This is a genomic window from Sphingomonas sp. 4RDLI-65, from assembly GCF_049472435.1.
GTDB lineage: Bacteria > Pseudomonadota > Alphaproteobacteria > Sphingomonadales > Sphingomonadaceae > Sphingomonas.
Genome location: NZ_JBCEBT010000004.1, coordinates 17,664 through 39,715, shown reverse-complemented (window position 1 = coordinate 39,715; position 22,052 = coordinate 17,664). Strand labels below are relative to the sequence as shown.

At 67.3% G+C, this 22,052-nt stretch carries 20 protein-coding genes; 2 read left to right on the top strand and 18 right to left on the bottom strand.

The genetic code is table 11. The annotated features are described in order from the left end of the window. Positions 1-64: 64 nt before the first annotated feature. The 12 genes from VH567_RS10840 to VH567_RS10785 form a co-directional block, all read right to left on the bottom strand. On the bottom strand, positions 65-448 hold the full coding sequence (locus VH567_RS10840; RefSeq protein ID WP_423325955.1) for a DUF3168 domain-containing protein: 384 nt from the start codon (positions 446-448) through the stop codon (positions 65-67). After that, complete coding sequence (locus tag VH567_RS10835; RefSeq protein ID WP_423325953.1) at positions 445-1,005, bottom strand: head-tail connector protein; 561 nt, start codon at positions 1,003-1,005, stop codon at positions 445-447. The genes VH567_RS10840 and VH567_RS10835 overlap by 4 nt, the downstream gene beginning before the upstream one ends. A 123-nt stretch (positions 1,006-1,128) precedes the next feature. Beyond that, positions 1,129-2,130, bottom strand: a complete 1,002-nt coding sequence (locus tag VH567_RS10830; protein WP_423325951.1) for a phage major capsid protein — start codon at positions 2,128-2,130, stop codon at positions 1,129-1,131. A 126-nt stretch (positions 2,131-2,256) separates the two neighbouring features. Further along, the gene (locus tag VH567_RS10825) at positions 2,257-2,619 is read right to left on the bottom strand and encodes an HK97 family phage prohead protease (protein ID WP_423326530.1); all 363 of its coding nucleotides are present in this window, start codon (positions 2,617-2,619) and stop codon (positions 2,257-2,259) included. 8 nt (positions 2,620-2,627) lie between these two features. Then, on the bottom strand, positions 2,628-2,933 hold the full coding sequence (locus VH567_RS10820; RefSeq protein WP_183129183.1) for a DUF6127 family protein: 306 nt from the start codon (positions 2,931-2,933) through the stop codon (positions 2,628-2,630). Beyond that, positions 2,933-4,054 carry a phage portal protein gene (locus VH567_RS10815; RefSeq protein WP_423325949.1) on the bottom strand — a complete coding sequence of 374 codons (1,122 nt, stop codon included), beginning with the start codon at positions 4,052-4,054 and terminating at the stop codon, positions 2,933-2,935. The genes VH567_RS10820 and VH567_RS10815 overlap by 1 nt, the downstream gene beginning before the upstream one ends. Before the next feature lie 160 nt (positions 4,055-4,214). Beyond that, entirely contained in the window at positions 4,215-5,474 is a 1,260-nt protein-coding gene (locus tag VH567_RS10810; protein ID WP_423326528.1) for a DNA-packaging protein, read from the bottom strand. Positions 5,475-5,700: 226 nt separating this feature from the next. Beyond that, positions 5,701-6,372 (bottom strand): hypothetical protein, encoded by a 672-nt coding sequence (locus tag VH567_RS10805; RefSeq protein ID WP_423325947.1) that lies wholly within the window; start codon positions 6,370-6,372, stop codon positions 5,701-5,703. Between the two features lie 306 nt (positions 6,373-6,678). Continuing rightward, on the bottom strand, positions 6,679-6,990 hold the full coding sequence (locus VH567_RS10800) for a type II toxin-antitoxin system RelE/ParE family toxin (RefSeq protein WP_423325945.1): 312 nt from the start codon (positions 6,988-6,990) through the stop codon (positions 6,679-6,681). After that, a complete protein-coding gene (locus VH567_RS10795; RefSeq protein WP_423325943.1) occupies positions 6,987-7,262 on the bottom strand; it encodes a CopG family ribbon-helix-helix protein in 276 nt (91 codons plus the stop codon). The genes VH567_RS10800 and VH567_RS10795 overlap by 4 nt, the downstream gene beginning before the upstream one ends. Positions 7,263-7,702: 440 nt before the next feature. Next, the gene (locus VH567_RS10790; RefSeq protein ID WP_423325941.1) at positions 7,703-8,503 is read right to left on the bottom strand and encodes a hypothetical protein; all 801 of its coding nucleotides are present in this window, start codon (positions 8,501-8,503) and stop codon (positions 7,703-7,705) included. Between the two features lie 307 nt (positions 8,504-8,810). Next, positions 8,811-9,680, bottom strand: a complete 870-nt coding sequence (locus VH567_RS10785) for a 3-hydroxyacyl-CoA dehydrogenase NAD-binding domain-containing protein (RefSeq protein ID WP_423325939.1) — start codon at positions 9,678-9,680, stop codon at positions 8,811-8,813. A 137-nt stretch (positions 9,681-9,817) separates the two neighbouring features. Between VH567_RS10785 and VH567_RS10780 the strand changes: the two genes are divergently transcribed. Next, positions 9,818-10,921 carry a DUF1176 domain-containing protein gene (locus VH567_RS10780; RefSeq protein WP_423325937.1) on the top strand — a complete coding sequence of 368 codons (1,104 nt, stop codon included), beginning with the start codon at positions 9,818-9,820 and terminating at the stop codon, positions 10,919-10,921. A 13-nt stretch (positions 10,922-10,934) separates the two neighbouring features. Here VH567_RS10780 and VH567_RS10775 read toward each other — a convergent pair whose 3' ends face one another. After that, positions 10,935-14,165 (bottom strand): autotransporter outer membrane beta-barrel domain-containing protein, encoded by a 3,231-nt coding sequence (locus tag VH567_RS10775; protein ID WP_423325935.1) that lies wholly within the window; start codon positions 14,163-14,165, stop codon positions 10,935-10,937. 151 nt (positions 14,166-14,316) lie between these two features. Here VH567_RS10775 and VH567_RS10770 point away from each other — a divergent pair, with 151 nt between their 5' ends. Beyond that, positions 14,317-14,802, top strand: a complete 486-nt coding sequence (locus VH567_RS10770; RefSeq protein ID WP_423325933.1) for a hypothetical protein — start codon at positions 14,317-14,319, stop codon at positions 14,800-14,802. Between the two features lie 1,060 nt (positions 14,803-15,862). On the opposite strand, the gene VH567_RS10765 is transcribed toward VH567_RS10770, so the two are convergent. From VH567_RS10765 to VH567_RS10745, 5 genes are all read right to left on the bottom strand, one after another. Further along, a complete protein-coding gene (locus VH567_RS10765; RefSeq protein WP_423325931.1) occupies positions 15,863-16,225 on the bottom strand; it encodes a hypothetical protein in 363 nt (120 codons plus the stop codon). Positions 16,226-16,497: 272 nt separating this feature from the next. Further along, positions 16,498-18,933, bottom strand: coding sequence for a TonB-dependent receptor (locus VH567_RS10760; RefSeq protein WP_423325929.1), 2,436 nt, complete (start codon positions 18,931-18,933; stop codon positions 16,498-16,500). Between the two features lie 2 nt (positions 18,934-18,935). After that, the gene (locus tag VH567_RS10755; RefSeq protein WP_423325927.1) at positions 18,936-19,871 is read right to left on the bottom strand and encodes a FecR family protein; all 936 of its coding nucleotides are present in this window, start codon (positions 19,869-19,871) and stop codon (positions 18,936-18,938) included. Positions 19,872-19,922: 51 nt separating this feature from the next. Then, a complete protein-coding gene (locus tag VH567_RS10750) occupies positions 19,923-20,438 on the bottom strand; it encodes a sigma-70 family RNA polymerase sigma factor (RefSeq protein WP_423325925.1) in 516 nt (171 codons plus the stop codon). 97 nt (positions 20,439-20,535) lie between these two features. Continuing rightward, positions 20,536-21,897, bottom strand: coding sequence for a hypothetical protein (locus tag VH567_RS10745; protein ID WP_423325923.1), 1,362 nt, complete (start codon positions 21,895-21,897; stop codon positions 20,536-20,538). Positions 21,898-22,052: the final 155 nt, after the last annotated feature.

The window sequence follows — 22,052 nt, the reverse complement described above, 5'->3', positions numbered from 1 at the left end:
CTCCCCCAAAGACGTTTCCCCGCGAAGGCGGGAACCTGCACCGCGCCTCCGCGGCGCAAACCCTTCAACTCTCCCGGTACATCCGCACCAGAAACTCGGACGTCCCCCGCCACCGATCCCCAACCCGCAGCACCCGAGACCGCACAAGCGCCAGCCGAACCACCCGCCATCCCTCGCCAAGATCAGGCGGAAGCAACTCCAACCCCTCCTCCGCCGCCGCCAGCAAGGAACGCACCCGAACCGGCCGCTCCCCCCCATCGAACAGCGTCAGCAGAACGCGCCCCTCCCGCCCAACCCAGGTCTTCGTGCTCCAGTCCGACAACACCGGCTCGTCCACCACCGCATACGGCAGCCCACCCCGCACCGGCGGCGCATCGAACACGCTCACGTCGAGCACAGCGTTCAGTCGAGCGACGACGGCATTCTGCAGGACCACCCGCGCACTCACGTCAAAGCTCCGGAGTGCACCTCAAGGCCCAACCGCATCCGCCGATAAGGCCGCCACAACGCCGCCACCGCCGCCGGCGGCGCCACATCGCTCTCCCGGTGATCGAACAGATGCGCGACCAGCATCGCCACCCCCTGCGCGATCGGGGCGGGCACCGCCTCGAAGCTCAAGGCAAGCCCAGCAGAATACGCCACCGCCACGCGCCCAGCCGATCCCGCGGTCAGGATACGAACCCAACCAACCCCATCCGCATCGATATCGACCGCATAGGCGCCAGCCGCCAGAACGAACGGCGCGCCCTCACTCGGCAATCCCGTAACCCCGGCAATCGTGCTCACCGGCGCAACCACCAGTCGCCGCCACCCCGCCGCACTGGTCACCACATCCTCGAAGGGCCGCACGATCACCGCCGCCCCCAGAAAAGCCTCCCCCAGCAGCAACGCCGTCTGCGCCAACCGCGCCAGCACGGCGTCCTCCCCACTCTCCACCCGCAACAAAGCCCTCGCCGCGACGACCACCTCAGCGATCACCCCGGCAGAAATCGCCGACCCACCCATGCAACGTCTCCTATTTCCCTCGCCCCTCCGGGGAGAGGGAGGGGCCCGCGCGCCCTTGCGCGCGGGAGGGAGAGGGGAGTTGGGACGAGCAACCCCCGCCCCAAACCCCTCCCCCCCCGAAACTCAAGCCACCGAGAACTTCATCAGCTTGATAGCCTCGGAGTTCGTCACGCACCCACCGACTCGCTTGGTCGCGTAGAAATTGACGAAAGGCTTGTTCGAGTACGGATCGCGCAGGATCCCAGTCTCGGTCCGCTCGGCGATGATGTACCCCGCCCGGAAATTCCCGAACGCGATCGCCAGAGCATTCGCCGCAATGTCCGGCATGTCCTCGGCCTCCACCACCGGATACCCCAGCAGCGTAGCCGGCACCCCCGCCGCCAGCGAAGGCGCCCACACGAACGCCCCATCCGTCGTCTTGAACTTCCGGATCCGCGCCAGCGTAGCCGCATTCATCACGAAGCTAGCCCCCTGCCGATACGGCCCGCGCAAAGACTGGACCAGATCGATCAACCGCTCCTGCGGACTCGCCGAAAAGTCCCCAGCCGTCCCGCTCGCGAGATACTGCAAAGTCCCGAAAGCCCGAACCCCATCCGCCGTCGCCGCGGTCGCCGACGTCAGAAACCCCTTAGGCCGCGACACACCGGAACCCGACACGAAAGCCGCCCCCTCGGCCTTCGCAAACTCCATAGCGATCTCGCCCGCCAGCCACTCCTCGACATCGAACGCCGCGTCATCGAGCATCGCCTGGCTAGCCGAGGGATTGGCATACAGCTCCCCCGTAGGCGGCGCGATCTCGACGAACACCGGCGAAGCCGTCTCCGGCCGAGCCGCATTCTCCGCCGCCCACCCCGAAGGGGTACCGCCCGTGGTAACCAGCTTGCGATACCCAGCCGACCCAACCTTCACGACATTGGCGATCGCCCGGATCGGCGAAATCCCCTTCAGCAACGTATCGATCTGCGCATCGATCTCCCGCGGCACCGCAAACCCGCCGGCATCCCCCGTCACCCCGGTAAACGCCTTCATCTCCAGCGTAGCGCCGGTCCGCACGAACCCCGCAAACGCCGCACTCACCCCGAGAGGAGCCGCCCCCTCCAAAACCGGCCGGTCAACAACACCCATCAGTCATCTCCTCGCGTGAAACGAAAAAGGGCGCCCCGCAGGACGCCTCGTGAAACTCAAAAACCCCTCTCCCGTCAGGGGAGAGGGAGGGGCCCGCGCGAAGCGTGGGAGGGTGAGGGCACGCCGCTAAGGCACCACCTCAACCCGCGCCAAAGCCTGCATAGGCACCGCCACCAGACTAACCTCGACCAGCGCGACCGACAGCAACTCGCGCCTACTCCCCTGCCGAACCCGCAAAGCCCGATACCCCACAGACAACCCAGCCACCGCCCCAGACCGCACCAGCCGAGCCAGCTCCAAATCCGCCACCACCCCCTCGACCCGCAACCCCCGCTCATCCTCAGCAACGACGGACAAAGACCCAACCGCCCCCCCACGATGCTGCCACAACAAAGGCACCATCCGAGCGTCGGCAAAGGCTCCCCGCCGCACCACATCCCCTGCCCGATCGACAACATCGAACACCGCCGCATACCCCGCGAATGCCACCTCGCCCGTCACTTCAACCACGCGGCAAACCCCAGCTTCACCGCCAGCCCCGCCAACATCAGCGCCATAGCCAGCCGCGCGATCCACCCCACCACCGCCTTCCAAACCGACCGCTTCGCATCCCGCCAAGCCGCCAACAGCTCGCGCAACTCCGCCACATCCTCCCGAGCCCGCTCATCACTCAAAGCCACCCGCGCCAAAGCCCGAGCCGCCCCCAACTCCCCCGCCTCCTCCACGATCGCCCGAAGCGTCACCAGGTCCACACCCCGCTCCGCCCCCTGCCGCATCAACTGCGCCAAAACCGCCCCGTCCATCAGACCACCTCCGATATGTCCAAGAGAGCCCGCTTCTCCGCATCGCTAAGAAACGAAGCCCCGCTAACCATCCCCCAAAGCCGCTCGCGATCCTCGACCAGCGCTGGCACCCGATCGAGATCGACCGAAATCGCCGCCCCCTCGAACCACCCAGCCAACCCCTGCGCGATCCCGGTCAAAATCGAAGACGCCAACGGCAAAACCCCCAGCCGCCAAAGCGCCCGGTTAGCCTCCCGGTAATTCGCGTAAGAATTATCCCCCGGCAGCCCGAGCAACATCGGCGGCACCCCGAACGCCAGCGCGATCTCCCGCGCCGCCGCCGCCTTCGTCCCCACGAAATCCATGTCGGCGGGCGACAGACTCAAAGCCTGCCACCTGAGGCCCCCCTCCAACAGCATCGGCCGCCCAGCATTCCCCGCCCCCGAGAACGACGCCTCCAGCTCGCCCCGCAACCGCGCGAACTGCTCGGTCGACAACACCGCGCCATCCTTCGGATCATACATCAGCGCCCCCGAAGGCCGCGCGGCATTATCCAACAGAGCCTTGTTCCACCGCGCCGCCGCATTGTGGATCGCCACAGCTCCCGAAGCCGCCCCCAGGCACCCCAACCCATAATGGTCATCGACCGGGTTGAAGCTCTTCAGGTGGATCACCTCCGGCCGAACCGGATTCGCATGCAACCGCGTAACCCGCTCCCCAACTCGGTAGCGATAAGCCGCCGGCCACCCACTGGAATCCGCTTCAACGGCGACCCGCTCCGGCCGCAAAGCAAACAACTCCGCCGCGCCCCCATCGACGTCGCGCAAGACCTGCACATACGCATTGCCATGCAACAGCACCTGCGCCGCCACCGTCTCGACCAGCGACTGCCCCCCGGACCGCGCCGTCACCAAAGCCACGAGAGCCGGATCAGAAGCCAGCAGAGGCGCAGACCCGACGCACTCCACCACCAGCTTCACCGCCCGCTGGACGATCGCATTCCCCAGATACCCCGCCCGCACCTGCGCCTCATACGAATACGGCACATCCCCAAACGCCCCCTGAAACCCCGGCGCACTCAAGGCACGCGACAACACCGGCCGCGACTCATCGCGCCCGGATTTCCACCCGAACAATTTCATGGATGATCTCCTGTAACGAAAACCTCTCTCCCTTCAGGGGAGAGGGAGGGGCCCGCGCGAAGCGTGGGAGGGTGAGGGCACGCTCACCAAGACACGTGCCCTCACCCTCCCGTCGCAAGTGCTCCTCCTTCCCTCTCCCCAATGGGGAGAGGGCCACCCCCTACAAAACTCGCACAGAAACCCGCGCTCTCGGCCCCAGCATTACCTCCGTCATAGCCCAGACAAGAGCATCAGCCCGATCCGGCGACCGCCCCGGCCCCTCATACCCCCCACCAGCGATCAGCCCGCAAAGCTCGTCCTCCAGCGCCGGAAACGCCCCCACATGCCAGGCCCGCCCAGCCTCATACAAAGCCACCACCGGCTCCGCCCGCGCCACCTTTCCCAGCGACGCATGCACCAGCTTCACCGGCATCGCCCGATCCGCGCCGGCAAGCACGCTCCCCACCATCTTCCCCCCCTGGTTGGACTCCGCGATCACCCGGTCCGCGCCATGTCGCTCGGCGCACTCGGCCACAGCGCGAGCCCACCCTTCCGGACTGGCCCCGGAAACGCTCGCATCCTCCAGCACATACGCAAACCCATCGACCCCGAGCGCAACGACCACGATCCCGCAGGCATCCCCCGGCCCCCCGGACACACTGCCAGCGGGAGGATCCACCCCCACCACGACCCGCGTCACCTCAGGCGCAAACGCCTTCCGCCGAGACTCCACCAGCGCCCGCGTCCACAGCGCCCCCACGACATCCTCGATCAGCTCGCCATCCAGCTCCTGCCGCCCCAGCCGCGTCCCCGCATAGGACGCCGTCATCGCCTCCACGAAACTCACCGGCAGATGCACATTGTCCACGGTACGCCCCTGCGACCGCACCACCCCCGGCAGCGCCAGGATCCGCCGCAGCAAAGCCACCGGCCGAGGCGTCGTCGTCACCACAATCCGCGGCAGATCGCCCAGCCGAAGCCCCATCATCAGATTATCCCAGGTCGCCTTCCCGTTGCGCCACTTCGCCACCTCGTCGCACCACGCCACATGATGCTCGGGCCCGCGCAACCCCTCCGGCGCCTCCGCCGAATACGCCGAAGCCAACGCCCCATTGCCAAATCGCAGCTCGCCCGAGCCAACCCGCCAGACCGGATCCTCGTCATCGCGCGCGACGGCGAGCAGCCCGCTCTCCCCCTCGATCATCACCCGCCGCACATCCTCGACGGTCGCCCCGACCAGCGCGATCCGGGCCCCTGGATTGTCTCGCGCGACCTGGCTGACCCACTCCGCCCCAGCGCGAGTCTTCCCAAACCCGCGTCCGGCCAGGATCACCCAGATCCGCCAGTCGTCCGCCGCGCCCCGACCAGCCAGGCATTGCCCCGGATGCGCCCAGACCTCCCACCGATCATGCAGTTCATGCCGCTCCGCCGCCGTCAGCATCCCGACCAGCCGCGCCCGCCGTGCCGCAGGCAACGTCGCCAGTTCCGCGATCACATCCCGGCCAGTCTCAGCCCCGCCGTTCGCAGAACCGCCTTCATCCTCTACTCCCCCGCCCAGCGTCTCGGGCGTGCGACCGTCAAGATCTTCCCCCGAATTCTCCCCCGAATCCCTCAAAGCCATGTGGTCGGTTTCATCAGCCACGCCACGCGCTCCTTCGCCAGACCGGTCATCGCTCATGCCGCACGCCATTCTCGGGGATCATCCCGGCCCCTGTCAGACGCACCTCAGATCCAGCGACATCGGCCCCGTCCCCGTCCCCGGCTCCATCCTCGCCGGCCCCGCCCCCCAGCACGATCACAGCATTCGTCGGCGCCGCCGCCAGCCGCCTGGCCAAGGCATCCAGTTTCTTCGCGATCGAGGCATTGGTCTCCTCGACGGTCGCGCGCCGTCGACCCAGTTTCGGCCGTTTCCCGCCCTCCGCCTGCGTGGCGCGAAACCGACCCAGCATCGCCAGCGCAACCTGCACCGCCTGCATGCTCGCCAGCCGCACGACACCCGTATCCGGAATCGAAATGCCCTCAAGATCGCCGGCGGCATCGCCCGCCAAATCCCCGGCGGCGGCCCCCTCGGCGGCGTCATCGGCCTCGATCGCGAAATCTCCGCTCAACCCGGCGATCGCCGCCGCCAGCAGCGCCTCCTCGAGCCGATCATACCCGTCGGCCAGCGCCGCAGCCCACGCCGCTGCAAAGGCCGGATCGCGCAGTTTCAGCGCATACGCGGTTCCCCACGCCATCCCGACATTCGCGGCGGCCGCCCTGACGTTGCAGGTCCTTCCCAGCACGTGCAGGAATTGCACCCGCCGCGCCTTGGTCCACCCGTCGGAACGCAGCGCGCGCACCTGGATACCCCTGTTCTTGCCCCCATTGATGATCGTCGCGCGCGCGCCAACCGACCGAACGTGCGTATGCGTATCGACCGTCGCACCCGCCTCCCGAAAGCTCACCATCCCGCGCCCCCGCCCATGTGAACCGCCCCGCCAGAACGCGAAAAGGCCGGCAACACCCGAGGCTCCCACCCCGGCCGTCCCGGCCTCTCTCCGCCCGAGCCACCAGCCCGAGCCGCAATTCTTCAGCGTTCCCGTTATGTACCAAACGAGCGTGACGATGTCAAGTCGTTTAACCGTTTTGGTTACACATCGTCTTGGCTAATCTTCAGGCCAAGCCTCGGCCGGCCAATCCCGCGCAGTATGGATCACATGCAGGATCGATATCTCCTCCCGATCGTCGCGCACCGTGATTGCATAAGCGATCACGTACGCCAGCCCCGTCACCAATTTCTCGAAAGTACCACCAACCCGTCCCGGACGCCCGGTCGGGATCGCTCCTAGCGCGGCCCCCGCATCGCCGATCCGAGCCGCAACCCGGTGTGCGGCGTCAGGGTTGTCCGCTGCAATATAGGTGAGTTGCGCCGCCAGATCGTCCAGTGCATCGCGCGACCAGACGACGGTCCGCGTCAACCACCCGCCTTGCCGGAACCCTTGACGCCAGCCCGGTCGATCGCCGCATGAAGCGCACGCACAGCATCGTCATGCCCGATAACCCGCCCAGCCTCGACGTCATCGAGCCCACGCCGAATACCCGCGACGACCGCAAGCTCACGATCGACATACCCCGACACAGCCATTGCCGCGAGATCCGACGGACTCTGCTGCGTATCCTGCGCCAACCGCCCCAGCCGCGCCTTGAGCGCCGACGTCACCCTGATCGTCATCGTCGTGCTGCCGCTCATCACCGAACCTTCGCTCCAGACGTCACAGCACATACCACAACGCCCGAATTGCACCAACGCGCGGATGCATGACGATGCCAAACCACCCTGCTGAATGGCCCCAAGCCTGTAACTCGCCCTAACCAAAGCCAGCATGTTTCCCCGCAAAGGCGGGGATCCAGTCTGGGCTCCCGCCTTCGCGGGAGAACAAGAAGGTGCCAGCGATCATCTCACAGGCATCGGCCAATCCCTCGTTAGGTTATTCTGGACAGATAAGGGAGCGGACCGCTTGGCGACTGTGACACGTAGTGCAGGGATGAAGAACCACGCGCGATAATGCAGGTCGCGTTAGGCGTGTCATAATCGCCTAGGGGCGGACCGTGCATACGGGGTAAACCGGGCTCACTCTTGTCTGAATTGCCCTCTCGCAAATCTCTACCGGAAATAGGTCGTAGGCGCTTCTAACATTTGCCTACGAACCTTGCTGCATCAATGGTCGTAATGATCGGTGGTTTTTTCCATTGCAGTGTAGCGTCGCGCAATCGTTCGGCAGTCTCGGAAAGGTAGGCTACCTCGTCTTTAGATGGACCGTTTCCATATTCTTGAGCAATTGGTGAGCAGCCGTATTCCTGAACGCTTACCTGCTTTGCCTCAAATGCTAGCGAAGCAAATTCAGATGCGCCCTTGATTTCGTACTCGGTCGGTTCGAGCGGCCAAAACAGAGCACCCTTAATCCATCCTCCCTTTCGAACATGGGTGTTCATCAAGTAATCGTAACGTATCACCTTCTGCACCGCGGCAGCACGTTCCTTAATGCCAGCTTGCGTATCTATCGCGTGATTAATTGGCGTCAATGCGAGAAAGGAGACCGCGATATAAGCAACTACCGCAACTCCCGCGATAAACCAAGGTAGGTACTTAAAGAACTTTCGAGTGCTAGGGCTCCGACGAGACTCTTTTTGCAAATAAGGCAGCAAGTTATCTGAGACATAGTTTACCGCAGGAATCCACGTATCATCACAGTTCTCCCGGGTAATGTTCAATTCTTCTAAGGTTAGACTATATGCCTGCTCGTAACCATCAGGAGTATCAAGCAGACTATCAACGTATTCCTTCCGAACGCGAGTGAAGTTAGCTTGTAGAGCATCGTGCTCCGCCTTCGCCTTCTTCCAGTACCTCTTGTCAATAGTGCCTTCCGCATCGGCCAATTCGACGATGCCAGCCGCTAAATCCAAAAGCTCGTCAATGTAACTTTTTGCCATGAACAGCCCCCCCCCCGGAGTTTTATGGGTTGGTCGCCCATGTCGGTCAATCCACGCTTACGACAATAACGCAGCCTTGCCTCAGCTAGTACAAAGGGCTAGCACAACGGTCCCGGCGCCGAAATAAATATCCTTTGTTTCTCAGTGCTTACGGGGATTTTAACCGATCCCCCTCGGTTCCACCGGCGGGCATCATTCTTCGAGACTTAGTTGAAGAGTCGGCGCTCTGATGGCCGGTAATCCAGCCCACCGAATACGACCTATCACGCGAAACCGTAGCCGCTTCACCGAAGCGGCTGCGCCCCCCTCACCGAGTAGGCACAGGCTCCGCCCCCGAATAATCGTAAAACCCGCGCTTGGTCTTCCGCCCGAACCACCCGGCCTCGACATATTTCACCAGCACCGGCGCCGGCCGGAACTTCGGATCGCCGGTCCCCTCGAACAGCACGCGCGTGATCTCCAGGCACGTATCCAGCCCGATGAAATCCGCCAGCGTCAGCGGCCCCATCGGATGGTTCAGGCCCAGCTGGCACGCCAAGTCGATGTCGCGCACGCTCGCCACGCCTTCGCCCAGCGCGAAGCACGCCTCGTTGATCATCGGCATCAGCACCCGGTTGACGATGAAGCCCGGCGCGTCGTTCGCATGCACCACCTGCTTGCCGAGCGCTTGCGCAAACGCCTCGACCGCCGCCACCGTGGCGTCCGACGTCGCCAGCCCCCGGATCAGCTCGATCGGCCGCATCACCGGCACCGGATTGAAGAAATGCACCCCCATGAACCGCGCCGCATCGGGCGCTGCCTGTGCGAGGCGCGTGATCGGGATCGACGATGTGTTCGACGCCAGGATCGCATCCGGCCCCAGCACCTTGCCGACCTCTGCGAAGATCGCGCGCTTCACCGCCTCGCGCTCGGTCGCCGCCTCGACGACGATCGCACAGTCGCCCATGTCGGCAACGCTCGCGACCGGCTCGATCAGCGCCAGCGCGTCGTCACGCTCGCGCGACCCGATCTTCTCCTTCTCGACCAGCCGGCCGAGCGCCTTGGCGATCCCCGCCTTGCCTTTCTCGGCCGCCTCCAGCGACACGTCCGCCAGCAGCACCCGGTACCCCGCCTGTGCCGAAACCTGCGCGATCCCCGCGCCCATCTGTCCTGCACCAATCACGCCGATCGTCTGCATTTCGCTCTCCTAAAATCGTTGCCCCTCCCTAGCCGCTTTTCCCCGCGCGGCCAGAGCGCTAGGCTGCAATCATGCCGTGCAAACCGATCTTTTCCGCCCTGACGCCCCTCCTCGCGCCCCTGGTCATGGTGCCGCTGATGACGGCCTGTTCGCCAAGCCAGCCCGCGCCGCAGCCTAAGGCCGAATCGACGCCCGAGGCCAGGACAGCGTCCGCCCCCGTCGCCCAGACGGCGCCACAGCCCACCCCCGCCGCAGACTCGCACACGCCCCCAAAACCCGGCACGACCAGGACCTTCACCGACTGGACCGCAGGCTGCGACAACGCGCTTCGCTGCACGCTCGGCTCGCTCCTCCCGGATGCGAGCATCGGCCAGGACGATCTCACGCTCAACCTCGTGCGAGAGCCCGGCCCGGTCGCGAACGGCGGCGGCAGGATGTCGCTGGCGATCGAAACCCGCAACGCCCAGGCCGCCACCACGCGCCCACCCGCCAGCTTCACGGTCGACGGCAAACCCATAGCCCTGCGCGACGCCGCCGCCCTCGCTGCCGCGATCGCCAACGCCCAGTCGCTGAAGATCCTCGACGCACAGGGCGGCACGCGCGCCACGCTGTCGCTGAAAGGCGCCGCCGCCGCACTCCGCTACATCGACGCGCAGCAAGGCCGCGCCGGCAGCACCGACGCGGTCGTCGCCAAGGGCCCCGCCCCCTCGCGCGCACCGACGCCCGCCCTCCCCGTCATCGCCGCGATCGCGCCATCGGGCGCCGCCGCCAAGCTCACCCCCACGCAGATCGCAACGATGCGCAAACGCGGCGCCTGCGATCTCGGCAATTTCCCGTTTGGCGCAGACCCGGAACTGTTCGCCCCCGAGGTGCACGCGCTGGGCGGCGGCAAGTCGCTCGCGATCCTCCCCTGCTCGACCGGCGCGTACAATCTGATCGGCGCGCTCTTCATCGTCGACGGCGCAAAGATCACCCCGGCACAAACCGACGCCCCCTCGGGGTTCGAGGAAACCGGCGCCGACTCCGGCACGCCGATAAGGAGCGTCGTCAACGGCAGTTTCGAAAACGGCATCCTGACCAGCTACGCCAAGGCGCGCGGCCTCGGCGACTGCGGCGTCACCCAGAGCTTCGTCTGGGACGGCACCCGCTTCCGCCTGTCCGAACAGGCCGAAATGGGCGAGTGCCGCGGCAACATCGACTATATCACGACGTGGCGCGCGCGGGTCCAGCGCGCGCCCTGATCCTGCTGCGTCGTTACAGCCCGATCTGCAGGCTCGCGCGCAGCGACAGCGCCACCCGGCCCTGCTGCTGCTCGGCATTGAACTCGCCGCCCATCCGGAAGATGCCGTTGCCGCCGACGCCGCGCAGCTTGCCGACCCAGCCGCTGGTGCGCTTTTCCGGGGTCAGCGTGAACGCCTGCCCGCCCTCGAACGCCGCGGTAGTCGCGCCCAGCCCGCCGCCGACGATCTGGCGACGCCCGCCCTCGGTCTCGAGCCTGAACCAGCCGTCGGTGAAATCGGGGCCGCCGAAGTTCAGCCCGATCGCGGTGCTGCCGGTCACCGCCAGCTCGTCGCTCGTCCGCGCGCGCACCACCAGGTCGATCGCCTTGCCGCCGCCGGTCTCGGCATAGCCGTCTTCCTTCAACCGGTAATAATCGATCGCCAGCACCGGCCGCAGCACGAACCGGCCCTTGCCCGCATCCCACGACACGCCGCCCGAGCCTGCGTACAGCGTCCCGTTCCAGTCGCCGCGCGAGGTCCGCTCGACCGCCTCGGTGCCGATGTTGCCGGTGAAGCGCCGCAAGCCATCGAACTGCACCTTCGCGCCCGACGCACGCGCATTCGCCTGGAGGTTACCCCAATGCCCGCGCCAGTATCCGGCCAGCTCATACTGGTCCGAATTCACCTCGTTGTCGGTGCCGTCGTCCGCGTCGGTGCCATGCAGATACGCCAGCGAGGTGCCGAAATTGCCCACCCCGGTCTTGTATTCCGCGCCCGCCGCGACGCCCCAGCCGCTAATGTCATAGCCCGCGGTGTCGCCGACGCTCTTCGCCGTTCCCCACGCGACCTGCGAGACCCAATAGCCCCATTTGCCCTCGTCCTTGAACGGGCCGTGCGGGTCGGCGAGCACGCGGGCGGTCGCGCGCGAGCCCATCGTAACCGCCTCGAACGTGCCGCCGGCATGATCGGGCAGCATCTGTCGCACCGAGCCGCGGAATGCGTCGCCGTCGGTGATGTTAAGGAACGCGCCGCCGACCTTCGCGTCGTTGCCCAGCGCCTTGTAGACCGCGTCGTACGCCGCCGCCTGCGAGCGGTTGAACCCGAGTTCGGTGGCCGATTTCCGCGCGACGTCGACGCTCAGCTCGTTGCCCGTGTTCGCCGCGATGCTGCCCTTGTAGAGGAACGGCAGCGCGGTCGTCGTCGCGGTCAGGTTCGCCGCCCCCGTCAGCGTTCCCGCGCGCAGCACGGTGTAGCGACCCTCGGCATCGACCACGCTGGTCAGCTTCAGCGCCAGTTTCGCATCCTTGTCGAACGCCGCCGTGCCCGCGACCTGGATCATCGTGCCGGTGCCGCCGGTCTTGTCGAGCGTCACCGCCAGCACGCCGCCCGCACCGACCGACAGCGACGCGATCGACGCCGCCTTGGTCAGGTCGAGCGTCCCGCCATTCACCGCGACCGCCAGCCCGCCGGCATTGGCGAGCGTGCCCGAGAACCGCGACGTGCCGCCCAGCGTCAGCGTGTCGCTGCCCCCGCCGAAGTCCGCCGCGCCGCTGAACACCGAGGTGCCGGCCAGCGCGACCACGTCGTTGCCCGCGCCGAACACCGCCCCGCCGGTCAGCGCCGCGTCACCCGACAGCGCCAGCCGGTTGTTGCCGGCGCCGAACCGCGCGGTCCCGGTCACGGTGCCGTCCGCCACCTCGAACAGGTCGTTGCCGCTGCCGAAGCGCACGTCGCCGACGATCGCCGGCGCGGCGATGCCGGTCGCGACCAAGGTCTGGCGGACGATGGCGCCGGCCGCGTTCGCAGACAGGTCGATCGCGATGTTGCGCTCGGAGGTAGCCAGCGCACCCGCCGCACCGATCCCGCCGCTGTTCTCGACCAGGCTCACCGTTCCCGACCGGTCGAGGATCGCGATCGCGGTACCGTCGGCGGCCTGTGCGGTCGCCTTGATCGTACCGCTGTTGCGGATCGTGCCGACCGACGCACCGGTATCGACCAGGACCGCGGTGGAGATCGACGCCGCGGTGCCGCCACCCGCTGCCGAGATCGTCCCGGCATTGCGGATTTCCGGGGTCGACGCCCCTCTACCGATCTTCAACGCGGTCGCGCTCGCGCCGTTCGCCGTCGCTGCCACCGTGCCGTTGACACCGATCCCGCCGGCGATCGTCACCGCGCCCCCCGACCCTGTGCCAAGCCCGCCGATCGCCAGCCCGTTCCCCTCGACGCCGCCGTACACGCCGCTCCCCGCGATGCCGCCGTCGACGATCAGCCCGAAGCCGGTCCCCGTCCCCGCCACCGCGCCGATCGTGACGGCGCGCGTTGCCGACCCGATCTGCACCGCCGGCGCCGCGCCATAGGAGGTCACCGCCGCGGAGCCTTCGGTCGCGTCCGGGATCCCGTCCTTGTCCTCGTCGGTGTCGGTGGTGCTCGCATCCTTCGGCGGCACCGCAAAGACGATCCCGCCCGACACGTTGCCCGCCACCACCAGCGCGGAGCCGCCCTGCAACAGGTCGTCGGCATCGAGCTTGGTCACGTCGGCGGGCGCGGTCGCGTACCGGTATCCGGTCGAGCCGAGCGCGCCCTGCACCACCAGCGCGCCGGCGATGTCGCCATCGACGCGCGCGGCGACGGCACCTTGCCCGATCGCCGCGATCGTCCCCGCGAGCCGGACGTTGCCGGTGACGTCGGCGATCCGCACCCCGGTCGACCGGTCGCCGGTGACCGCGGTCTGCCCGTCATGCGTAAACGCGCCGGTCAGCGGCCCGCCCAGCCAGATGCCCGCGGAGTCGTTGCCCTTCACCGTGATCGCACCGCTGTTGACGATCGCGCCGGCATACGCGCCCGCCGTCCGGATCCCGGTCCGCCCGGTGCCCGCCGCGAACGGCCCGTCGATGTCGCCGTCCTTGTCGACATCGGTCGGCGCATAGCTTTCGTCGATGATGATCTTGCCGGCCGCCGCGTTGGTGATGCCGCCGCCGGTGCCCGCCTGCGCGAGGATGCCGGTCGCGCCGTCCGCGTTGGTGACCTGGATCGTGCCTTCGTTGGCGACCGAGTTGACGCTGTCGACCGTCACCGCGGTGCCGCCGGTCGGCGTGACCGAGCCCGCCGCGACGATCCTGAGGTTGTCCGCCGCACCCGCCTTGATCGTCGAGGTCCGCACCGCATCGGTCCGCTTCGTGTCGATCACGGTCTGCGCCTGCGCGCCGCTAGCGACGGCAAACACGCAGGTGGCCAGGCAGGTGGTGGTCAGCAGGAGACGACGCATACGGAACCCTTTTCGATGTGTTTTCGAAAAGAGGACGGAGCCGCGGCCCAGAAACCTTGACCCGCGCCGTATAAGCCCGTGCCACCGGGATCGCGGCACCAAGATCAAGTCGGCGCGTTATCGCGCCAGACATCTTCAGGGACACACGACCATGATCACCACCATCGCCGACCTCGACCGCATCCGCGACGACAGCAAGCGCCTCGTCACGACGCGTTCGATGATGTCGGCGGGCGCCGCGGTCGTGCCGATCCCCGGCGCGGACATCGTCGCCGACATCGGCCTGCTCACCAAGCTGCTGCCCGAGATCAGCAAGCGCTTCGGCCTAGATCACGATCAGGTGCAAAAGCTCGAGCCACAGATCGCCCAGCAGGCGCTGGTGATGGCCTCGAGCCTTGGCAACACGATGATCGGCCGCATGGTGACCAAGCGCATCGTCGTCGCGCTCCTCCGCCGCGTCGGCGCGCGCGTCGCGGTCGGATCGATGGCCAAGTTCATCCCCTTCGCCGGCTCCGCGGTGGCCGCGACGATCAGCTTCGGCGCGATGAAACTGGTCGGCAATTCGCACGTCGAAGACTGCTACAAGACCGCCCTCGCCCTCCTCCCCGCCGACCAGCGCGCACTGGCAAAGGCGTAAAGATCAACGTCGTCGAAATAGGATACCCGATCGTTTCCATGATCCATGGATCTGTAAACGATCGGGTATCGGGGGCGCCGAGCACCGCCCGATGTCCCGATGGGGTTGGGAAGGCCATCGGGGCACAGCCGTGCCAGTTGTGATCGGCGAACTATCTGATGGGTCGCGTATTCATTTGACGTGACCGTACGTTCTTATCCAGGTCTTCGCCATTCCATGCTGAAATGGCATCCCATTCGGCTTGCGTGTGACACGTTTTTTCGGAAAGCCTGGAAGCCGCGGAATTGGCCGCCCGGCATATCAGTTTCTCGGTTTGCGTCGCCGCGGGCACGGTCGCCACGGATTCCGGCGGCCGAGCAATTGCCGGCGTCGTCATCAAGAGTATCCCTGCCAGTGACATGCTGCGATCAAACATTCAAAGTCTCCTAGCGGCCTGCATATCAACCAACTTATCCGATAGAAGTTGCTTGGCAAGTGTTGGGGTAGTGGCCGTAGGCGCTGGACCCAACCAGAAATGGAGCATCGGAATATCCGAAAATACGCGGAAGCGGAATGGTCGGAAACGGAAGCCGAACGGCCGGAAAGGAGAGGAAAGCGGACAGGCCGCTTATTGTTTGAAAGGCTGTCGTTTCGACGCCCGAGCTACCGCGCTCGATCTTTGTCGTTTCAGCACGTCAGGTATCTGACGAAGAAGGGCGGGCAGGCCCACGAGGATCAACAAAAGGAGTGACCACCTTTCGAGATGCCTGTCGCGTTCAGTTACTTCGACGCAGTAAGGTCCCGAATTCACACGCCCGCAAAGCCAATCAGCAGGAATGGCTGTGAAATGAGAACCTACGGACACCACCGGACGGTTTTCCATGAGATAGATGTTAGTCGCGAACGGCGCGAATATCATCGAAGTACAAGCGGCCAAAATAAGTCGACGCTTCACGACAATCTCCCTGCGCCTCCCGGTGTGCGTCACCGGATACACGATCCGACGTCCGCTATCGGGGAGTTAGAAGAGGGGTGTCAACGCCGGCAAGTGGGCGTAAGCGGAATGGCCGAGATGGGAAGGTTAGCGGACGTTGAAGCGCTTACTTAAATCTCGCACTTCACGCTCGAATGACGCGGCGAAAAATAGCCCCAGCCGGTCTATCTCGGCGTCCTCATCTCCGGCGTAGGCCGGGAAGCGTGGCTTTCGCTGACCCGGTCGCAGCATGACGTGATCGCACTGGCTTTCGATGCCGAGCACACCAATAACCTCGTCATCGAGCGAAGAACCGCCCCCTTCGATCCATAGATCGAGGATGCGTCGGCAGCCAAGGATCATTTCGGGTGCGCCAAGGGCATTTCCTTCAATCCGGGCAACATAATCAGCGGATAGAGCACCGATCTCGCGCTGGACGCTTTCGCGCTTCGGAAGGTCGTTGATGAACATCTAGCTATCATAACACGACGATTTGAATGTCCGCTATTGGGCGATTTCTACCGATCCCAACCGTCCCGAAAACAAAATCCAAAGGGCAGTTCAGCCAGACCTGCTCTCCGCGGCCGGCGCGCGTAGCGAACGGATGACCGCCTGATCCTCCCCCCCAAGGGGGAGGTGGCTGGCGCTTGCCAGACGGAGGGGGAGGAAACGACGACATCCATTGCATGTCCTCCCCGTCCCTCTCGCTACGCGATCCCCCCGCAACGGGGAGGATCGCACCGTCAGAACGCCGCATCCAGCCCGATCCGCACCGTCCGCGGCCGCTGCGGCGTGATCTGCCCGATGCCCACCTGGAACGGCGTCCCCAGCGCGAACCGGTTGCCGACGCTGTCGGTCAGGTTCGTCACCCCCAGCGTCACCCCCAGGCCCGCCCGCCCCACGCGCGCGGTCAGCGCCGTATCCAGATAATCGCCCTGCTCCTCGCCCAGCACCGGCCCGACGCCTAGCCGCGACCGCCCGACATAGCGCGCCCAGCCATACACCCGCAGATCCAGGTCGCGCCCGACATCCCGACGATATTCCGCCCCCAGCCGCCCCGCATAGCGCGCGATGTTGGGCACCTGGCTCATCCGCGCGAGCGCCACGTATAACGCCACGCTCGGCTCGTTCACCCGGCTGTCGTTATAGGTCACGCCCGCATCCAGCGTCAGTCCCGGCACCGGCGTCCACCCACCCGTCGCGCCGAACGTCCAGATTCGCCCGTCGCCGATATTGGCGGTACTCGGCAGGCCGCTGGCATCGATGAAGTCCGCCTGGATATCCTGCCAGATCGTGTGCGACACGCTCGCCGTCAGATAGGCGCGGTCGACGCCTGCCAACCCGTACCGCACGCCGCTCTCCAGCGTCCGCACGCGATCATTCTCGAACCGGCGCACGAAATCGCTTTCGATCGCGAGTCCGCCCGGTCGAAACCCCTGCTGGTATCGCCCGTACAGCGACACCTTCGGCAGCACCGCCGCGATGATCGACGCCGACGGCAGCACGCTCGTCTCGACCCGGTCCGCGGTCACGCGCGCGCGCGCCAGCGCGACCGCTTCCAGCCGCGCCGGCGCGACGTCCTCGCCGGTCCCCGCCAGCGACGCCCGCGTGACGCGCGCGCCCGCGGTGGCGGTCAGCCCGCGCACCAGTTCGAGACTGCCCTCGCCGTACAAGGTCGCCTCGTCGATCCGATTGGTGACGCCGGTGACCGGCGCCGGCGCATCGACCGGCCCGAGCGAACGCGACAACCGGGTGCGATTATGCGTGAAACTGCCGCCCACCACCCAGCCGAACCCGTTCCGCATCGGCCGCCACACCCGCGTCTCGTTGGCGATCAGCATCGTCGCGTTGCGCTGCGCAAAGACGCGCGGACTTGCCGCGAGCGTCGTTGCGGGGCCGCTGGATACGGGCGGGTCTCCGCCCGGCAGCATCGCGTCCCCGGTCGGCATGGTCGCGTCGTAGCGTTCGCTGAGCGTCTGGCCGACGATCCCGGTCGACGACTTGACCCTCAGCCCGGCGATCGTGCCCGACACGACGACCTGCCCCATCGCATACTCCGCCGCGAACCCCTGCACGATCGCGCTCGACCGGGTCAGCGCGCCCCGACCGAGACCGCGCGCGTCGCGGTCGGCGTACTGGCTGTCGTCGCCCTTGGTCCATTGCCCGATCCCGCCGAGATCGACGGTCCAGCCATTGCCGGCATCGAGCCGCAAGGTCGCGCGACCGCCGCCGATCCGCGTCCGGTTCACGTCGCGGCGGTCGCGCACAGGATTGTCGATATAGCCGCCCTCGCTGACGCCGTAGCCGACCACGCGCAACGCCACCCGCTCGCCCAGCGGCAGGTTCAGCGTCGCCCCCAGATCGGCGCCGGGATCGCCGTGCCACGTTGCCGACAGGCCGCCCGCGATCGACGCCGACACCGTCGCCAGGTCGGGCGCATTCGGCACGGTCCGGATGATCCCGCCCAGCGACCCCGCGCCGTACAGCGTCCCCTGCGGCCCTTCGAGCACCTCGACCGTCGCGATATCGTACAGCCGCAGGTCGGGATCGGGCGCGTTGTAGCTCAGCCGCAGATCGCCGAAATATTGCCCCACGGTGGTCTGGGTCGGCCCGGTGAAGCTCGAATCGGCGATGCCCCGGATGAACAGCTTGTTGCGCCCCGCGCCCAGGTGCGTCGACGACACGCTCGCCAGCCGCGCGAGGATCGCCTCGGTCCCGCCGGCGCCGCCGAACGCGAGATCGACGCCGTCGAGCAGCGCCACCTGCCCGGCGAAATCGCGCAGCCGCACGTCGCGCTTGCTGCCCGTCACGACGATGTCCGGGCCCACATCGACCGGCAGCACCACCGGAGCGACCTTGGGTAGCGTTTTCCGGATCACCGCGACGCGCGGCGCGCGCGGCACGAGCCGCCACCCGGCCGGCCCCGCCTCCACCACGTCCGCGCCGGCCACGCTGGCGAGCCGGTCGAGCGCCGCCCGTGCGGTCATCTGCCCGCGCACCGCCGGCACCCGCCGCGCCCACAGCCCCGGATCGCCGACGACGATGCTCGTCCCCGACTGCCGCCCCAGCGCGAGCACCGCGTCGCCAAGGCGCCCGGCCGGCAGATCGATGGCACCGATCGGCCCCGCCAGCACGGGGGAGGCCACGGCCAGCGCCGCGCCGACCAGACACACGCGCATGCTCACGACCGCGCGGACATCACCCAATGGTCGCCGCGCCGGCGGATCACGACGCCCAGCAACGGCGCAGCAAGCCTTGGGTCGCGGGCCAGCTTGGCGGTGGCGATACTCCCGCTGAACGCCCGTCCCGCCACCCCCGGATCGGCGCGCAGGTCGACGCCCAGCGCGCGCGACAGGTCGTCCGCCACCTCCGCCAGCGTTGCGCCCTCATACGCCAGCACGCTGTCGCGCCACGATCCAACGCTCGCCACGTCGACCGCGGCGACGGTCGCTTTGCCGTCGCGCACGACCATCCCTTGCCCCTTGGCGAGCCGGATGCCGTCACGCCCGGGATTATAGTCCACCGCCCCTTCCGACACCGCGACGCGCATGTCGCCAAGCGCATACTTAACGTCGAACGCGGTGCCGACATCGACCAGCCGCGCGCCGCCGACATGCACCTCGAACGGATCCCGGTCATCGTGCCGCACCACGAACATCGCCTGCCCCCGCTCCAGCGTCGCGACCCGCGGGTCGTCGCGGTCGAGCATCAGCCGCGTCGCCCCGCCCATCGCGATGCTGCTCCCGTCGGCAAGCCGGACCGTCCGCATCGCCCCCGCCGCGGTCTCGACCGCATAGGGGTGCGCGCCCGTCCCGATCGCGCCATAGCCGACCACCAGCGCCAGCGACGCGGCCAGCGCACCACCCGCCCAGACCGGCCAGCGCCGCCCGGCCCGCATCGACACGACGATCGGCTCGACCCTCATGGCCGGCAGCTCGGGCGGCACCGCGGCCGCCATCTCGTCGATATCCGCGGCCATCGCATGATACGCCGCCGCATGGCGCGGGTCCGCCTCCAGCCACGCCTGGAATCCCGCCCAGTCGTCGAACGCATCGCTCCCGGTCCGGACCACCCAGTCCAGTGCGCGTCCTTCGATATCCTCCTGCCGATCCGCCATCATGGCCTCCTATACCCGAAGACGGAGGCGATCGCGCGCGCCCTTGGCATTTCAACCCTCGTCATGGCGTCGCTTCGCATCGATCATCGCGCGGTACGCTTTCCGCAGATCCGCCTCGACCGTACTCAGGCTCACCCCGAACTCCGCCGCGACCACACGCTGCTCGATCCCGTCGATCCGGTGCCGCCGAAATATCCGCGCGGCCCGGTCGCCTACTGCCTGCAACGCCGCCTCGGCCAGCGCCGCCTGCTCGCGCGCGATCACGACGCGCTCGGCCGACGGCGCCTCGGAGCGGTCGGGCGAGGAGCCCCCCGTCGCCGCCACCCAGTCCCGGTCACGCTTCTCCGCCTGCCGCACCGCACGATGCCGGTCGAGCATCAGGTTGTTCGCCATCCGGTAGAGATACGACAGCGGCGCCGCGATCGGCCCGGTCGGCGCCACCTGAGTCCGCACCCACAGCTCGTGCAGCAGATCCTCCGACGCATCGCCCGCGCCGAGCGAACGGAGGAACCGCAGCAGCGTATCGCGGTTCGCGAGAAAGACGGCCTCGAGGCCAGAGGAGTCCATGTTCCGCCCGTATCAGATAGGCCGCCGATCGGCGCACCGCGGCGCCGGGTTCGCCGCGGGACGTACCGCGCTTGGCAGCCAGAAACAATCGGCCGGCCTATTGGTGCACCAGCGTCCAGCCCGGCGGCAGATAGTCCGTCGACATGTAATAATACATCAGGCACGTCCCGTCGCGCGCATAGGTACCGCCCTTGACCAGCCCGAGCGCGGTCGTCCCCTCGAACACCGGCGCGCCGCTGTCGCCGCCCTTGCAGGTCGGTCCCTCCACCGCCACCCAGGTCGCCAGGCATGCGCCGCCGCACAGGTCGCCCGCCGGCGCGAAATCGACCATCGCCACCTGCGCACAGCTATACCCGGTGCGCTCGCCGCGATGACACACGAAGTCCCCCGCCCGCGTGCTCGTGCGATAGCGCCAAGTGACGACCGGCCGCGCCAGCGTCTTCGCGGTATCCGCATAGAATAACGGTGCCAGCGGAGCCGATGCGGCGGGCACGCTGTTCACCTGCACGTCCTGATACCCCCAGCCCCATTGCCCGACGAAATCGAGCGGCCATTCGCGCCGTGCGCCATCGACATAGCGGAGGCTGTCGGGGCAATGCGCCGCCGTGACGACGCCATGGCGCACCCCGTCGGTCACCACGAACCCGGTCGTGCACGCATAGCGCTTGCCCTCGACCGTCCCGATCACGCGCGCCCCCCCCTCGATGGCGCCCTCGATAGCGCCCTCTCCGGCACCATCCGCCATGTCGACGGGCGGCCGGTCGACCACGTCGATCCGCACCGGCATCCCGGTCAGCGCCGCGATCCGTTCGCGCAGCGCACCGCCCCGATCGAGCGCGGCGTCACCCGACGAGATCACCACCACCATCTCGCCGGTCCGCTGGTCCAGCCCGATCCCTGGCGGGTGCGGCAACGACGCACGGATCTGCGCCTGATAGGTCGCGATCGCGGCAAGCACCGCCTCGCGCGTCGCCGCCGCCCCGGTCCGAAAGACGACCGGCACGGTCATCCCGCCCGCGCCGATCGCCTGGTCCGCCACCGGCTCGGAGCCGGTCAGCAGCACGACGATCCGGTAATCCGGCAGGTGTTCGACCGAAATCCCCGCCCAGCGATCCGCAAACGTCGCCCGCAGCGCATCGGTAGCGGCAACGCTCTCGCCCTGCGCACGCATCCGGTGGATCGCCGCGTCGAACGTCACCCCGTAGCGCCGCGCATATTCCGCCGCATCCTGCATCAGCGCATCGACCGGCAACTGCACGCCCGGCGGCGGCGGCGCTGGAGCCGGTGTCGGTGTCGGTGTCGGTGTCGGCGCTGGCGCTGGCGCTGGCGCCGGTGTTGGAACAGCCGCCGGACCGGCCACCCCCTGCTGCGCAAATGCCGCAGCGCCGCCGGACAAAACCGCCCACGCCACCGCGCCGGAAAGAAAGACGCGCGCGACGCGCTGGATGACGCTGACCATAAGCGCGATTCACTAGCACGGATCGACACGCGGGTTTAGTCGATGGATCCAGGCTGATGCCCCTCCAGCCCCTTCCCGTCATCCCCTTCCCCGTCATCCCAGCGAAAGCTGGGATCTCCCGATGTGGGTCGCAGCGCCTGCCAACAGGGATACCC